Source organism: Bacillus sp. FSL R5-0416 (assembly GCF_037975425.1).
GTDB lineage: Bacteria > Bacillota > Bacilli > Bacillales > Bacillaceae > Bacillus > Bacillus subtilis.
In genome coordinates this window covers 3,591,159-3,606,467 of the sequence record NZ_CP150252.1, presented here as the reverse complement: position 1 = coordinate 3,606,467, position 15,309 = coordinate 3,591,159, and the positions used below count along the sequence as shown (strand labels likewise).

At 47.0% G+C, this 15,309-nt stretch carries 18 protein-coding genes; 13 read left to right on the top strand and 5 right to left on the bottom strand.

Features of this window, described 5'->3' with window-relative positions:
- Nucleotides 1-15: 15 nt before the first annotated feature.
- The 3 genes from nagR to nagA are packed head-to-tail and all read right to left on the bottom strand — an operon-like array spanning nucleotide 16 to nucleotide 2,680.
- On the bottom strand, nucleotides 16-747 hold the full coding sequence (nagR, locus tag NYE20_RS19125; RefSeq protein WP_014478108.1) for an N-acetylglucosamine utilization transcriptional regulator NagR: 732 nt from the start codon (nucleotides 745-747) through the stop codon (nucleotides 16-18).
- A 17-nt stretch (nucleotides 748-764) separates the two neighbouring features.
- Nucleotides 765-1,493, bottom strand: a complete 729-nt coding sequence (gene nagB, locus NYE20_RS19120; RefSeq protein ID WP_049140417.1) for a glucosamine-6-phosphate deaminase — start codon at nucleotides 1,491-1,493, stop codon at nucleotides 765-767.
- Nucleotides 1,490-2,680 (bottom strand): N-acetylglucosamine-6-phosphate deacetylase, encoded by a 1,191-nt coding sequence (gene nagA, locus NYE20_RS19115; RefSeq protein WP_101501504.1) that lies wholly within the window; start codon nucleotides 2,678-2,680, stop codon nucleotides 1,490-1,492. Before nagA ends, nagB begins: the two co-directional genes overlap by 4 nt.
- 181 nt (nucleotides 2,681-2,861) lie before the next feature.
- Between nagA and hprK the strand changes: the two genes are divergently transcribed.
- Genes hprK through hprF form a run of 5 tightly spaced genes read left to right on the top strand, consistent with a single transcriptional unit; the run spans nucleotide 2,862 to nucleotide 6,748 of the window.
- Nucleotides 2,862-3,794 carry an HPr(Ser) kinase/phosphatase gene (hprK, locus tag NYE20_RS19110; RefSeq protein WP_003228097.1) on the top strand — a complete coding sequence of 311 codons (933 nt, stop codon included), beginning with the start codon at nucleotides 2,862-2,864 and terminating at the stop codon, nucleotides 3,792-3,794.
- 13 nt (nucleotides 3,795-3,807) lie between these two features.
- Nucleotides 3,808-4,617 carry a prolipoprotein diacylglyceryl transferase gene (gene lgt, locus NYE20_RS19105; RefSeq protein ID WP_021480693.1) on the top strand — a complete coding sequence of 270 codons (810 nt, stop codon included), beginning with the start codon at nucleotides 3,808-3,810 and terminating at the stop codon, nucleotides 4,615-4,617.
- A 23-nt stretch (nucleotides 4,618-4,640) separates the two neighbouring features.
- The gene (locus NYE20_RS19100) at nucleotides 4,641-5,579 is read left to right on the top strand and encodes a nucleoside recognition domain-containing protein (protein ID WP_032726935.1); all 939 of its coding nucleotides are present in this window, start codon (nucleotides 4,641-4,643) and stop codon (nucleotides 5,577-5,579) included.
- On the top strand, nucleotides 5,576-6,226 hold the full coding sequence (gene ppaX, locus NYE20_RS19095; RefSeq protein ID WP_124072682.1) for a pyrophosphatase PpaX: 651 nt from the start codon (nucleotides 5,576-5,578) through the stop codon (nucleotides 6,224-6,226). Before NYE20_RS19100 ends, ppaX begins: the two co-directional genes overlap by 4 nt.
- Before the next feature lie 3 nt (nucleotides 6,227-6,229).
- Nucleotides 6,230-6,748 carry a heptaprenylglyceryl phosphate O-acetyltransferase gene (gene hprF / locus NYE20_RS19090; RefSeq protein ID WP_339183845.1) on the top strand — a complete coding sequence of 173 codons (519 nt, stop codon included), beginning with the start codon at nucleotides 6,230-6,232 and terminating at the stop codon, nucleotides 6,746-6,748.
- Between the two features lie 19 nt (nucleotides 6,749-6,767).
- Here the strand turns inward: hprF and pelC are convergent, their stop codons facing one another.
- Nucleotides 6,768-7,433, bottom strand: coding sequence for a pectate/pectin lyase PelC (pelC, locus tag NYE20_RS19085; RefSeq protein WP_021480690.1), 666 nt, complete (start codon nucleotides 7,431-7,433; stop codon nucleotides 6,768-6,770).
- A 239-nt stretch (nucleotides 7,434-7,672) separates the two neighbouring features.
- Nucleotides 7,673-8,425 carry a C39 family peptidase gene (locus NYE20_RS19080; protein WP_144482859.1) on the bottom strand — a complete coding sequence of 251 codons (753 nt, stop codon included), beginning with the start codon at nucleotides 8,423-8,425 and terminating at the stop codon, nucleotides 7,673-7,675.
- 250 nt (nucleotides 8,426-8,675) lie between these two features.
- On the opposite strand from NYE20_RS19080, the gene NYE20_RS19075 reads away from it, so the two are divergent.
- The 8 genes from NYE20_RS19075 to hisIE are packed head-to-tail and all read left to right on the top strand — an operon-like array spanning nucleotide 8,676 to nucleotide 15,100.
- A complete protein-coding gene (locus tag NYE20_RS19075; RefSeq protein WP_032726933.1) occupies nucleotides 8,676-9,851 on the top strand; it encodes an ATP phosphoribosyltransferase regulatory subunit in 1,176 nt (391 codons plus the stop codon).
- A complete protein-coding gene (gene hisG, locus NYE20_RS19070) occupies nucleotides 9,844-10,485 on the top strand; it encodes an ATP phosphoribosyltransferase (RefSeq protein ID WP_015251138.1) in 642 nt (213 codons plus the stop codon). The genes NYE20_RS19075 and hisG overlap by 8 nt, the downstream gene beginning before the upstream one ends.
- A complete protein-coding gene (gene hisD, locus NYE20_RS19065) occupies nucleotides 10,482-11,765 on the top strand; it encodes a histidinol dehydrogenase (RefSeq protein ID WP_064671542.1) in 1,284 nt (427 codons plus the stop codon). The genes hisG and hisD overlap by 4 nt, the downstream gene beginning before the upstream one ends.
- Nucleotides 11,762-12,346, top strand: a complete 585-nt coding sequence (hisB, locus tag NYE20_RS19060) for an imidazoleglycerol-phosphate dehydratase HisB (protein WP_003243389.1) — start codon at nucleotides 11,762-11,764, stop codon at nucleotides 12,344-12,346. Before hisD ends, hisB begins: the two co-directional genes overlap by 4 nt.
- Nucleotides 12,347-12,985 carry an imidazole glycerol phosphate synthase subunit HisH gene (gene hisH, locus NYE20_RS19055; protein WP_021480686.1) on the top strand — a complete coding sequence of 213 codons (639 nt, stop codon included), beginning with the start codon at nucleotides 12,347-12,349 and terminating at the stop codon, nucleotides 12,983-12,985.
- The gene (gene hisA / locus NYE20_RS19050) at nucleotides 12,982-13,719 is read left to right on the top strand and encodes a 1-(5-phosphoribosyl)-5-[(5-phosphoribosylamino)methylideneamino]imidazole-4-carboxamide isomerase (RefSeq protein ID WP_161621188.1); all 738 of its coding nucleotides are present in this window, start codon (nucleotides 12,982-12,984) and stop codon (nucleotides 13,717-13,719) included. Before hisH ends, hisA begins: the two co-directional genes overlap by 4 nt.
- On the top strand, nucleotides 13,716-14,474 hold the full coding sequence (gene hisF, locus NYE20_RS19045) for an imidazole glycerol phosphate synthase subunit HisF (protein ID WP_003228124.1): 759 nt from the start codon (nucleotides 13,716-13,718) through the stop codon (nucleotides 14,472-14,474). The genes hisA and hisF overlap by 4 nt, the downstream gene beginning before the upstream one ends.
- A complete protein-coding gene (gene hisIE, locus NYE20_RS19040) occupies nucleotides 14,471-15,100 on the top strand; it encodes a bifunctional phosphoribosyl-AMP cyclohydrolase/phosphoribosyl-ATP diphosphatase HisIE (RefSeq protein WP_038829462.1) in 630 nt (209 codons plus the stop codon). Before hisF ends, hisIE begins: the two co-directional genes overlap by 4 nt.
- Nucleotides 15,101-15,309 lie beyond the last annotated feature (209 nt).

The window sequence follows — 15,309 nt, the reverse complement described above, 5'->3', positions numbered from 1 at the left end:
GTTGGAGGCTTTTTTTTATGAAAGACGATCCATATAGTGGACAAATGTATAACGGTCGCCTCTGTATACGGATTTTGCATGCTCAAAAGCAGTTCCGTTCTGCAGATATGTCGTTCGTTTAATTAATAGGACTGGCGCTCCCTTTTGAATACCAAGAATGTTCGCTTCTTCCGTGGTGGCAGCGCTTGGCTCAAGCTCCTGTTTTGCACGGGAAATCGGTATGCTGTTATACCTTTCAATATGATCATAGATCGACGACTGAAAATGCGATTCGTTCAATTCACCCGCAAGCTCAAACGGAATATGTGAGGACTCAATCGCCATTGGAATATCATTTGCCAGCCGCACCCGAGTGATTTTATGGATAGAGGAGGGGTGCCCGCAGCCTAATATAGCCGCGAGCTCCTCAGTTGAATCAATAAGCTGATAATCAATGAGCCTGCTGCCCGGTGTCATCCCGCGGCTTTTCATATCCTCGGTAAAGCTTGTCAGCCCTTGAAGTGCTTGTTCCATTTTTGGCTTGCTGACAAAGGTGCCCCGCCCTTTCAGGCGATAGAGCAAGCCTTCATTAACTAAATTAGAAAGCGCCTGGCGAACTGTCATCCGGCTGATCCCGAATTGTTCGGCATATTCGCGCTCCGAAGGAAGAGGCATATCCGGCTGCAGCTCTCCGCTCTTAATTTGGGTTTTTAATTGCTCCATAATCTGATAATAAATCGGAATAGGCGATTGTTTATTGATATTCATAAGTCAGCATGTTCCTTTCAAGGTCTTAATGACGCGGCTTCACGATCAATCAAAACCGTAACATCGGAATGCAGGTGCAAAGCAGATGCGGGAAAATCTTCGCTTATGTTTCCTTCTAACAGCTTACGAACAGCTTCTGCTTTGCTTTTCCCAGAAATAAGCAGCAGAATGCGTTTGCTTGAGAGAATCGTTCGAATTCCCATTGTCAGTGCTTTTTTCGGCACGCTGTCTATGGAAGGAAAATATCTGGCATTCGCTTGGCGGGTTTGCTCATTTAATGTCACAACATGAGTTCGCGACTTGAAAGAGGTTCCCGGTTCGTTAAAGCCGATGTGTCCGTTTCGGCCGATGCCGAGAAGCTGAATGTCAGTGCCGCCGAGGGAATCGACTAGCTGTTCATACCGTCTGCATTCGGCCTCCAAATCGTCTGCATTTCCATTCGGAATAAAATGCCGGCTAGGCTTGCTGTCGATATGCTGAAAAAAACGGTCGTTCATATAGAAGTGATAGCTGTTCGGGTCATCGCTTGAAAGTCCGGCGTACTCATCCAAATTAACTGTAGTGATGTTTTGAAATGAGAGATTCTCAGTTTGGTGCATGCGGATCAGCTCGCGATACGTGCCTTCCGGTGTGCCGCCCGTCGCTAAACCGAGAACGGCATCAGGTTTTTCTTTGATTGTATCTGCCGTTATTCTGGCTGCTATTTGGCTTAGCTCTTCATACGTTTGACATTCCATTACTTTCATATCTGGTCAGCCTCCTTGGATATAAATGCAATGTTTCCGCGGCAAATGGTGAGAATCACCTCGCAATCACTGCTGACAATCACCAAATCTGCATCTTTTCCCACAGTCACACTGCCTTTTCGGTCAAAGATGCCCAGCTGTTTGGCCGCGTTTGCAGAAGTTATATTAGCTATATCCGTCCAAGAGCAATTTGTAAACTCACGCATATGCCGTGCGCCCTCGTTCATTTTGAGGATCGAACCGGCAAGGGTTCCGTCTGAAAGAAGAGCTGTTCGTCCACTTACCGTCACACTTTGGCCGCCGAACTCATATACGCCGTCTTTCAGTCCTTTTGCCCTCATGGAATCGGTAATTAAAATGAGCTTGCTGCTGCCTTTCGCCAAAAAAGCAAGCTTAGCCGCTAAAGGATGGGAGTGGATGCCATCGGCTATTAGCTCTGTCACAAACCCATCATGGGCCAGCGCCGTTCCGATCACTCCGGGTTCTCGGTGATGAAACGGGCTCATCGCGTTGTACAGATGGGTCATATGGCTCGCCCCTGCTTTTGCGGCATCCGACAGCATTGCGGAATCGGCATCCGTGTGCCCCATGGACGCGATAATCGATTCTTCTTTCAAATGGCGGATCAGTTCAAAATGCTGATCCTCCTCCGGCGCAAGTGTAACAATTTTGATCAGTCCGCCCGCCTCCTGCTGCCACTTTCTGAAAAGCGAAACATCCGAAGGCCTAATCCACTCCTTTGGCTGCGCTCCGGCTCTTTTAGGTGAAACAAAGGGGCCCTCTAAATGAATGCCGAGCAGTTCTGCACCTAATAAAGAGGACTCTTCAGCCGCTTTCCACTCTCTTGCGTTCACCAAAGCTTGAGAAATGTTCCCATGTTCCTGGGTAATCGTTGTGGCTAAAAAGCTCGTCGTGCCTTCTTCGGGAAGTCTTGACGACATGATGTCGAGCGCAGAAAAGCTTGCATCCATCGTATCTGCGCCATAGCCGCCGTGGATATGAATGTCAATCATGCCGGGAAGCAAAACGGAATTCGCAGGTGCTTGAATTTCTTTTGAATATGACTCCTTGGGCCGTTCTGTTGAGACTGTGCTGATTTTTCCGTCATTGATTCCGACATAGCCGTTTTTGATTACTTCATTTTCTGTCACGATCGCAATGTCTTTGATAAGAAGACTCTCTGCCATAGATGATCCGCCTTTCTGGAATTTGAATACCTTTATTTTACTCTTTTTCAGACTAGTGATCTAGACCAGCTGAGGTGTTTTCCCGCCTTTTATAAAATCTGTTTTAGGTTCAAGCCTGAAAGTGATAAAATGAAAGTATTGTGAGCAAGCTCGGGGCAGCCCGGAACAGGAGGAACATATCGTGGCAAAGGTTCGCACAAAAGACGTAATGGAACAGTTCAATTTGGAATTAATCAGCGGAGAAGAAGGAATTAACCGCCCGATTACAATGAGTGACCTATCAAGACCAGGCATTGAAATTGCCGGATATTTTACATATTACCCGAGAGAGCGCGTGCAGCTTCTCGGAAAAACAGAGCTTTCTTTCTTTGAACAGCTTCCTGAAGAGGAGAAAAAACAGCGAATGGATTCTCTGTGCACTGATGTAACACCAGCTATTATTCTTTCTAGAGATATGCCCATCCCGCAGGAGCTGATTGACGCCTCCGAGAAAAATGGGGTGCCTGTCCTCAGATCGCCGCTGAAAACGACAAGACTGTCAAGCCGTTTAACCAACTTCCTTGAGAGCAGGCTGGCGCCTACCACAGCAATTCATGGCGTTCTTGTCGATATATATGGTGTCGGCGTGCTGATCACAGGAAAGAGCGGCGTCGGAAAAAGCGAAACAGCGCTGGAGCTTGTGAAAAGAGGGCATCGCCTTGTTGCCGATGATTGCGTTGAAATACGGCAGGAGGATCAGGATACTCTTGTGGGAAACGCTCCGGAATTAATTGAGCACCTTCTTGAGATCAGGGGCCTTGGCATTATCAACGTGATGACGCTATTTGGCGCTGGCGCGGTCAGAAGCAATAAACGAATCACGATTGTCATGAATCTTGAACTCTGGGAGCAGGGCAAGCAATACGACCGGCTCGGACTTGAGGAAGAGACCATGAAAATCATTGATACAGAAATTACAAAACTGACGATTCCCGTCCGCCCAGGCCGAAATCTTGCAGTCATCATCGAAGTGGCAGCAATGAACTTCAGATTGAAGCGGATGGGGCTGAATGCCGCTGAACAATTTACCAACAAGCTGGCGGACGTCATTGAAGACGGTGAACAAGAAGAATAGGAGTTGGCGTTAAATGAATGAAGCGATAGAACCACTCAATCCGATAGCATTTCAGCTGGGGCCGTTAGCCGTCCATTGGTACGGAATCATTATCGGTCTCGGCGCTTTGCTCGGGCTGTGGATTGCGATGAGGGAAAGTGAAAAACGGGGGCTGCAGAAAGATACGTTTATTGATCTTGTCCTGTTTGCCATTCCGATTGCGATTATTTGCGCGCGAATTTATTACGTTGCCTTTGAATGGGACTATTATGCGGCACATCCGGGAGAAATCATTAAGATTTGGAAGGGCGGCATTGCCATTCATGGCGGATTAATCGGCGCCATTTTAACGGGTTATGTGTTTTCGAGAGTGAAAAAACTTTCGTTCTGGAAGCTTGCGGACATTGCCGCGCCCAGCATTTTGCTCGGCCAGGCGATCGGCCGCTGGGGGAACTTCATGAATCAGGAAGCGCACGGCGAGGCTGTCAGCAGAGCCTTTTTAGAAAACCTGCACCTGCCTGAATTTATTATCAATCAAATGTATATCAATGGGCAATATTATCATCCTACTTTTTTATATGAATCACTATGGAGTTTTGTCGGCGTCATTGTTTTACTGCTGCTTCGCAGAGCGAATTTGCGTAGAGGCGAGATGTTCTTGATCTATATCATTTGGTATTCAATCGGAAGATACTTTATTGAAGGAATGCGGACTGACAGCTTAATGCTGACAGATTCACTTCGCATCGCTCAGGTGATTTCAATCGTATTGATTGTTTTGGCTGTGGCAGCCATCATCTTCAGACGCGTCAAGGGATACTCGAAGGAGCGGTACGCGGAGTAGACGTCAACAAAGGGGGATGAGGCATGAAGAAAATCTTTCTGGCCGGTCTTGCAGCAGGTTTTCAAACAACATGGACGCTGGGTAAAGTGATTTTCCCGGTAACGCTATTGGTCACTTTGCTTCAGCATACCCCTGTCATGGATTGGCTTGTACGGCTGATCACACCGGTGATGGGTCTCTTCGGGCTTTCTGGTGAAGCGGCCATTCCGCTTGTACTGGGAAATATGCTGAATCTGTATGCGGGAATTGCCGGGATTTTAACATTGGATTTATCTGTGAAAGAAGTCTTTATTTTAGCTGTTATGCTTTCATTCTGTCATAACTTGATTATCGAATCGACAGTTGCCGCAAAGGTTGGCATCAGAATTGGCGTCATATTGGCCGTGCGCATCGGTTTAGCCGCTGTGTCAGCCATCGTCATCAACCTCATTTGGCATGGCGGACAGGAAACGGCGCAGTATGGTTTTATTGCTGCGAAGAGCGCGGCGCCAGACAGCTGGCTAGGAATGCTGGCAGAAGCCTTAACGAAAGCCGGACTTGGTGTTTTGCAGCTGGCGGCAATTGTCATACCTCTGATGATCATCATCCAGTTTTTAAGAGATTTAGGCTGGCTGCATCGGTTCTCCAGGTGGCTGTCTCCGTTTACGCAGCTGCTTGGCATGAATAAAAATACGTCTATGACAATGGTGGCGGGACTGACGATTGGTCTGGCCTACGGAGCGGGTGTCATGATCAAAGCTGTCGAGGATGACGGCGTGAGCAGGCGGGATATGACATTGGCATTTATATTTCTCGTTGCCTGCCACGCGGTCGTGGAAGATACACTTGTCTTTATTCCGCTCGGCATACCGGTCTGGCCGCTTCTTTTGATTCGTGTCACCACAGCAGTTCTGCTGACAATGGCTATTGCGCACACGTGGAAAAAATGGAAACCCTCAGCGGTTGGAAAGGAAGCAATATGAGTGACAAACAAGTAACGACGATTCTGTTTGATTTAGACGGAACGCTTATTAATACGAATGAATTAATTATCGCGTCCTTTTTGCATACACTGGAGCATTATTATCCGAGCAAGTATAAACGAGAAGATGTCCTTGCATTTATCGGGCCGTCTCTTTTTGAAACGTTCTCTTCGATGGACCCTGATAAATGCGAGGATATGATGGCTATGTACAGAGCGTACAATCATGACATGCATGATTCACTCGTGACTGAATATGAAACGGTATATGAGACCCTGGATGCATTAAAAAAAGCCGGCTTTACATTAGGAATTGTGACAACAAAATTAAGAGATACTGTCAATATGGGCCTCAAGCTCACGGGAATCGGCGAATTCTTTGAAACGGTTGTCACCCTTGATGATGTGACGAATGCAAAGCCTGATCCCGAGCCTGTGCTGTTAGCGCTGAAACAGTTAGGAAGCAAGCCCGAGGAAGCCATTATGGTCGGAGATAATTACCACGATGTGCTGGCAGGCAAAAACGCCGGTACAAAAACGGCGGGAGTCGCATGGACGATTAAAGGGCCGGAAATGCTGGCGAAGCATGAGCCGGATTTTATGCTTGAGAAAATGAGTGATCTATTACAAATCGTTGGAGTGAAGTAATCTGTGAGAAAAACAGATCGTCATCCGGTCTCGGGGGCCAACTCACTGTGGCATGTCTATCAAACGGTACCTTTTCTAAAGGTCGTCAAAAATTTTATTGTCATTCAAATTGCGAGATATACGCCGTTTATAGGGATGAAAAACTGGCTGTACCGTACATTTCTGCGGATGAAGGTTGGAAATCAGACATCCTTTGCCCTCATGGTGATGCCAGATATCATGTTTCCGGAAAAGATCTCAGTCGGAACAAATACAATCATCGGGTACAATACGACCATTCTGGCCCATGAGTATTTGATTCACGAATACCGGATCGGCAAAGTTCTGATCGGAGACGAAGTGATGATTGGTGCCAACACGACCATTCTGCCCGGGGTGAAAATAGGAGATGGCGCAGTTGTGTCCGCCGGAACACTTGTCCATAAAGACGTGCCTGCCGGCGCATTTGTCGGCGGAAATCCGATGAGGATCGTCTATACGAAGGAAGAAATGCAAGAAAGATTGAAAAAGTCCGCTGAATAACATCAGCGGACTTTTTTGGTTAAAATTGAGTGTTGTTGTTTTCGTAAATATGCTGAACACCAATCCATTTTTGACCGACATTAGAGTAGCGTGTATTTGTCATTCTGACCGTGCTTGTTTTGCTGTCCGTCCGGAATATCGCTTCCTTCATGTTTGTGATGGTGCACTTATCGATGATCACATCAACGTGGAAGGTTGAACCGCCAAGCTGTCTTATGAACTTTCCGCCATTGTCTGCCGTGAAGTTTTTCACTGTGAATGTACTGGCTTTATTGATTTGGAATATCTTATCTGACGCTTTTTGAGCAGAACCGCCGTCGATCGTCACTTTTCCTTCCTTCTTCACCGTTAACGCATCCTCACCAACATCTTCCCATTTCACATTCTGAATGTTAACGTTTCCATAAGTGTGCACGCCATCAGCAGCAGGGGCGCCAAGCACCACATTTTTCAGGGTTGCTCCATCTTCCACACGAAAAACAGGGTCTTGGTTTTCTGACTGGCTTCCGTCGCCTAATTCTTTCCCTGCCACAAACCGCTGTCCTTTCCCGTCATATGTTGTATTTTTTGGTACGATAATTGTTTCGTGCACCACTTTGTCTGCTGCAAAAGCGGTTGATGACTGAAACTGGCTGAACACCATAACCAAACCGAACATAAATAGGATAGACACGAATTTTTTCAATGATAAATCCTCCCCGGATATCTTTCATTTTTTGCAAGAGAAGCGTCAGCGACTTGCACCGGCTTCTCTCACATAGATCGGGGCAAGGCTGAATCTGCTTTAATCATAAAAACAGATAGCCTGAAAGTAAAGACAATTCTGGATGATAAATGGAAAATGAATCGATCTTACCGATTGAAACAAAAAGCATGAATATTGTCGTATTTGCTCAGGATAGAGCATAGTGAGGCTTCAGGTGTTTACTTTTGAATAACTACGGCCTGGCTGCCCATTTGTTTCCACGCTTTTTCAAAGCTTGTTCTATCGGTTTTTCTGTTTTTATAGCCATACGGATCATTGAGATACACATATTTATCATCATATCCCGTAACGGCGACGCTGTGTTCGCTGTACGTAATCTCTATCGTTCCGTTTGGCGTTTTCCATGTCTGCATGTTGTCAACTGGCGTAAAGTTGGCTGTCGTAATAACCCAAACTGGATTGCCTTTTTCAAGCTGTTCATAAACAGCAGAAATGCTTTTTCCAGTCAGATCAGACACTTTGTCTCCCGCATAGGTTTTCGCCAGCTGATAGATCGGTCGATGGTAGACACCGAGACCAGGGCCATTCGCCATATCCCCGACAAATCCGTCATTCGGATCACCCTTTAATCCGCTGCTGTATGTCAAAGGCACTGTGGCAACCTGATTTGCCAGGGTGTTTTTTGTCACGTCGTATCCTGCGTAATTCAGCACCATCGCAAGGCTTGTTACTTCACAGCCGTTATAGAGCCGGGGTGCGTCCATTTGATTGTAAAGGATGACATCCAGCGGTTTTGCGCTTCCCTTCAGCTCCTTTTTGCTATTCGCACCTGTATCTGTATCGCTATCAGAAACCACTTTTTTAAGGCTGTTCAAAAAAGGAATATCTATATCTTTTGCATCTATTTTAAGTCCGAAAAAAATAACGCCTGAAAGAATCATCAGGACACATAGAGTTCGCAGTGTTTTCATCTTTATCTCCTTGTTCTCTATTTGATTTGTATTATAGCATGCCAAACATAAAGAATTTGAGATATTACGTACCTTTAATACATTGTTCATGATTTTTTCATAATGAGGAGAAGGATATTTGAACTAAAAAAATCCTTACTGAAGTTAAGCGTTGATTTTCATTCTTTCATCTGCTAACATATTATCATATTAGCGAACTAAAGGATTCGGAATTTTCCTTCATAAGATAACAGCGGAGGTGCTCGGGTTGATGTTTATGTTTGAAAAACCGCACGGCATGAGAGATACACTGCCCGGTTTATACGAAACGAAAAAAAAGGTGAGACGATCGTTAACCGATTTGATCAATAAATGGGGATATCAATTTATGGAAACGCCGACACTGGAGTTTTACGATACGGTTGGCGTCCAGTCAGCAATTGAAGAGCAGCAGCTGTTTAAGCTACTTGATCAGGACGGCAAGACATTGGTGCTTCGCCCGGATATGACGGGGCCGATTGCAAGGGTGGCGGCATCGAAGCTTCTGAAACACGGTCATCCGCTAAGAGTCGGCTATGCGGCAAATGTATTCAGGGCTCAGGAGCGTGAAGGCGGACGTCCGGCTGAGTTTGAGCAGGTCGGAGTGGAGTTAATCGGTGACGGCACGACGAGCGCGGATGCGGAGGTCATTGCTTTAGTCGTCGGGGCATTGAAAAACGCTGGGCTGGCATCCTTTAAAATTGCCATTGGCCATGCCGGCATTGCGGATGCTTTGTTTGTTGAGGTGCTCGGGAACGTTGAACGAGCTGATGTGCTGCGGAGGTTCTTATATGAAAAGAACTACGTCGGCTACAGAGAGCATGTCAAGTCTCTCCCGCTTTCCTCCATTGATAAAAGCAGGCTGCTTGAGCTCCTTGAATTGCGGGGCGGTATAGAAGTATGCGGACGTGCCGAGGAAATCGTCGATTCTGCGCAAGGAAAAAGCGTGGTTGATGAGCTGAAGGCGCTGTGGGACATTCTTGAGGATTACGGATGTACGGAAAATGTCCGCCTGGATCTGAATATGGTCAGCCACATGAGCTATTACACAGGGATTTTATTTGAAGTGTACGCCGAGAATGTCGGTTTTGTCATTGGAAGCGGTGGCCGTTACAACAAGCTGCTGGGCCATTTTGATTCACCTGCACCGGCAACAGGCTTCGGGCTTCGGATCGACCGGCTGATTGAAGCCCTTCATATGAAAGAAGAACCTTGTGATATAGACGCTGTTATTTTCAGCAAAGAGCAGCGGGCGCAAGCCATCGCTTATGCGAATGAAGAACGCATGAAAGGGAACAAAGTGGTTCTTCAAGATTTATCGGGAATAGAAAATATCGACCAGATGACAAAATCTTTTGCAAACGTCACTTATTTTATCGGTGCCAGAAAGGAAGAGCAAAATGGGTAAGTTACTCACAATGGCGATGCCAAAGGGCCGGATATTTGAAGAAGCGGCAGGGTTGCTGAGGCAGGCAGGCTACAGGCTCCCTGAGGAGTTTGAAGATTCGAGAAAACTGATCATCGATGTGCCGGAGGAAAATCTTCGTTTCATATTAGCGAAGCCGATGGACGTAACCACGTATGTGGAGCATGGCGTGGCAGACGTCGGAATTGCGGGCAAGGATGTCATGCTGGAGGAGGAACGCGATGTGTATGAGGTACTTGATTTAAAAATCAGCAAATGCCACTTAGCTGTCGCCGGACTTCCGAATACAGACTGGAGCGGCGTAGCGCCAAGAATCGCGACAAAGTATCCGAATGTGGCTTCCAGTTATTTCAGAGAGCAGGGAGAACAAGTCGAGATTATTAAGCTCAACGGTTCAATTGAACTGGCTCCGCTCATTGGGCTTGCAGATCGGATAGTGGACATTGTTTCCACAGGACAGACGCTGAAGGAAAATGGGCTTGTTGAAACGGAGCACATTTGTGACATTACCTCTCGCTTTATTGTTAACCCGGTAAGCTATCGCATGAAAGACGATGTGATTGACGAAATGGCATCCCGCCTATCTCTCGTTGTGGAAGGAGAGACGGCAAAATGAAGATCAAAACCATCAGCGGAGCGGAACGGCTTTCTCTCAAGCGTTCCATCGATGCCGGAACGGAAGAGCAAAGAAAGACGGTCCGGTCCATTATTGAAGATGTTAAAGCAAACGGTGATCAGGCGGTTCGCAGCTACACGGCGAAATTTGACGGCATCGAAATAGACAGCCCGCTGGTCACAAAAGAAGAATTTGAGGAGGCATACACCTCACTGGATCCACGTCTTCTTCAGGTGATTAGGCAGGCAATCGAAAATATTAGGGAATATCACGAAAGACAGCTTGAATCCTCCTGGTTTTATCACAGAAAGGACGGCACAATGCTGGGGCAGAAAGTGACGGCGCTGGATTCCGCCGGTGTATATGTGCCGGGGGGAACGGCCGCATATCCTTCATCTGTTTTGATGAATGTGATTCCGGCGCTTGTAGCGGGCGTTGAAAGAATCGTTCTCGTCACGCCTCCGGGAAAAGACGGTCTGCTGTCTCCTGGAGTTTTGGTTGCTGCAGCCGAGCTGGGCATAAAAGACATTTACAAAATGGGCGGCGCTCAGGCGATTGCGGCGTTAGCATACGGAACAGAAACCATTGAGCCAGTGGATAAAATCACGGGTCCGGGCAACATTTATGTCGCGCTTGCCAAACGGGAGGTGTTCGGCGATGTCGATATCGATATGATTGCCGGACCTAGTGAAATCGTCGTGCTGGCTGATGAAACAGCGATTCCGAGCGAAATTGCAGCCGATCTGCTGTCACAGGCGGAACACGATAAACTCAGCTCATGTGTGTTTGTCACAGATTCCATGGCGCTGGCCGAGGCGGTTTCAGCCGAGGTGAGTAAGCAGCTGAAAACCTTGCCGCGAAGAGAAATAGCGGAAGCTTCAGTGAGAGATTACGGTTGTATATATGTGGCGGAAACAATGGTGGAAGCGATTGATACTGTCAATACACTCGCGCCAGAGCATTTAGAAATCATAACACAGTCTCCGGAAGCTTTGCTTGGGAGTATCAAACATGCGGGTGCAATTTTCTTAGGCAGATACAGCCCTGAGCCTGTCGGTGATTATTTTGCCGGACCGAACCATGTGCTTCCGACAAACGGAACAGCCAGATTTTCAAGTCCATTAAACGTAACTGATTTTCAAAAGAAATCGAGCATTATTTCTTACAGTCAATCAGCCTTTGAAGAACATGCCGAAAGCATCGCGGCTTTTGCCAGACTGGAAGGGTTAGAAGCCCATGCCAGATCAATTGAAGCGAGAGAACGGAGGATTTCTAAATGAGAAAAGCGGAACGCGTCAGGAAAACAAACGAAACAGATATTGAGCTGGCATTTACAATAGACGGCGGGGGACAAGCGGATATCAAAACAGATGTGCCGTTTATGACACATATGTTGGATTTATTCACGAAACACGGCCAATTCGATCTTTCCATTAACGCAAAAGGCGATGTTGATATAGATGATCACCACACGACTGAAGATATCGGCATCTGCTTAGGGCAGGCGCTGCTCGAAGCGTTGGGCGATAAAAAAGGAATCAAACGCTACGGATCGGCGTTTGTGCCGATGGATGAGGCACTTGCTCAAGTTGTAATTGATTTAAGCAACCGGCCGCACTTAGAAATGCGCGCTGACTTCCCGGCTGCTAAAGTCGGAACTTTCGATACGGAGCTTGTACATGAATTTTTGTGGAAGCTAGCGCTCGAAGCTCGAATGAACCTGCACGTCATCGTTCATTATGGCACAAACACCCACCACATGATTGAAGCCGTTTTTAAAGCACTGGGACGTGCGCTTGATGAAGCGACAACGATCGATCCGCGAGTTAAAGGAATACCGTCAACGAAAGGGATGCTGTAAATGATCGGCGTGATAGATTACGGAATGGGGAATTTATACAGTGTCTCAAAGGCGCTTGAACGTGTCGGCGTGCCGTATTTTGTTTCTGAAAAGCCGGAGGAGCTGAAAGAAGCTGATGCCTTCATTTTGCCGGGAGTCGGTTCATTTGGAGACGCGATGGACAATTTGCGCTACACGAAGCTTGATCAATTGATTCACGATATGGTCTCAGAGGGAAGGCTGCTTCTCGGGATCTGCCTCGGCATGCAGCTTTTATTTGAAGAAAGCGAAGAAAACGGCACCGCTTCAGGACTCGGGCTGTTAAAAGGAAAAGCAGTCAGGCTGAAAGCAGAAGATGAAAAAGGAAACAAGCTGAAGGTTCCGCATATGGGCTGGAATCGTCTTTCTTTTCATAATGAATCTCCGCTGCTGGCTGAAGCAGAAGAAGGCTACGCTTATTTCGTGCATTCTTATTACATTGACGGGATGCAGGAGGACTCGCTCCTGGCAAGCGCTGATTATGGTGTGCGAGTGCCTGCTGTAGTTGGAAAAAGGAACGTCTTCGGCGCCCAATTTCACCCGGAAAAAAGCAGCACGGTCGGAATGTCTATCTTAACCCAATTTACGAAAATGGCAGCAGAACAGAAGGTGAAAAAATGAGTGCTTTTACATTATATCCGGCAATTGATATGAGAAATGGCAAATGTGTCCGCCTTGTTCAAGGGGATTATAATAAGGAAACGATATATGGCGATTCACCGTACGAGATGGCTGAGTTATTTGCGAGAGAGGGTGCCGAATGGATCCATCTCGTTGATCTCGACGGGGCCAAAGAAGGGAAAAGAGTGAATGACCGCCATGTGATTGAGATTGCGCAAAAGCTGAACCTGAAAGTCGAAATCGGCGGCGGGATCCGTTCAGAAAAAGACGTCTACGAATATTTATCAGCTGGAGTCGATCGGGTGATCCTAGGAAGCTCAGCAGTTTCTGACCCTCCGTTTGTCAAAAAAATGCTGAAACAATATGGCGAGAAAATTGCAATCGGACTGGATGCGAGAAACGGTTTTGTTTCAACAGAGGGATGGCTGGAAACATCAACCCTTAAGGCAACTGAACTGGGCAAAGAGCTGGCCAATGAAGGTGCGGAAGTCTTTATTTTTACTGACATCGCGACAGACGGAATGCTGTCAGGCCCCAATGTTAAAAGCACGGTCGAGCTTGCTAAGGAAACGGGGAAATCGGTGATCGCTTCAGGCGGAGTCAGCTCCGTCACGGATCTCGAAGCCCTCGCCCGCTATGAGGCGGACGGCGTCTCTGGAGCAATCATCGGAAAAGCGTTGTATACCAATCAGTTTACGCTGTGTGAGGCGCTTGAAAGGGTGAAGCGCAAATGATCACAAAACGGATTATCCCATGCCTTGATGTCAAAGAAGGACGCGTTGTCAAAGGAATTCAATTTCTCGAATTGAAGGATGCTGGTGACCCAGTTGAACTCGCCGAAGTGTACGACCGGGAAGGTGCGGATGAACTTGTTTTTCTTGATATCTCCGCCTCACATGAAGGACGAAAGACGATGATTGACGTTGTGGAGCAGGTTGCCGCGAAGCTTGCGATTCCGTTTACAGTCGGCGGCGGCATCAATCAGCTCAGCGATATGAAAACGATACTGCGTGCCGGAGCGGACAAAGTGTCGGTGAACACGGCAGCTGTTCTTCGCCCTGAGCTGATTGCAGAAGGAGCCGAGTTTTTCGGTTCGCAATGCATCGTTCTTGCCATTGATGCCAAGTATGACAAAGAATCTGACACATATAAGGTCTATACGCACGGCGGCAGAAAGAAAACAGATTGGGAGGTCACCGCGTGGGCAAAAGAAGGCGTCAAACGCGGGGCAGGAGAAATATTGCTGACAAGCATGGACTCTGACGGTGAGAAAAAAGGCTTCGACCACACGCTGACAAAGCTTGTTTCCGAAGCTGTCCCCGTCCCTGTTATCGCTTCGGGAGGCGCGGGAAACGCACAGCATATGCTTGAGGCTTTTACAAAAGGAAAAGCTGACGCCGCGCTGGCCGCCTCAATTTTTCATTATAAAGAAACATCGATTAAAGAAGTGAAATCATACTTGAAAGAATACGGGGTGAATGTGAGATGAAACAGGCAGATGAACTGCGTTTTAACGAGGACGGATTAATTCCTGCCATCGTGCAGGATGCGGCAAGCAAAGAAGTGCTGACACTTGCGTATATGAACAAGGAATCGTACGAAAAAACGCTGGAAACGAAGGAAACATGGTTTTACAGCCGCTCACGCCAAGCGTTATGGCATAAAGGAGAAACCTCAGGGAACACGCAAGCCGTCAAAGGTATCCGGTATGACTGCGACCAGGACGCATTGATCGTACTTGTAGAGCCATCCGGCCCGGCATGCCACACTGGCAGCTACAGCTGTTTTATGAAGGAACAAACAGAAGAACAGGCCGCAGGCCGATTCGGCATCATAAACGAACTGGAGCGTGTGATAGCGGAACGCCAAGCGGAAATGCCTGAGGGAGCTTATACTACTTACCTTTTCCGTGAAGGCGTCGATAAGATTTTGAAAAAAGTCGGTGAAGAAGCATCCGAAGTCATCATCGCCGCGAAAAATCGGGACCACGAGGAACTCAAATGGGAAGCGGCAGACCTGCTGTATCACCTGCTTGTCCTGCTCAGAGAACAAGCCTTGCCGCTGGATGATGTGCTTGACGTATTGAAAAAACGCCATTCTGAGAAAGAAGAGTAAAGAGCCGTATGATACGGCTCTTTTTGTTTTGTGAAAAAAGTAATAGGTATTTAGATTTATATGAGGTGTTATATATGATTAGTTAATAAAAGGAGATCAAAACCGAGTCTGATTTCCTATTTATCCAAATTCCGCCATGATGTAACATGAAAAAGGATGAAATAATCATCTCTTAACCAGGTCAATAGAATTATTTTTGATATAAAAAT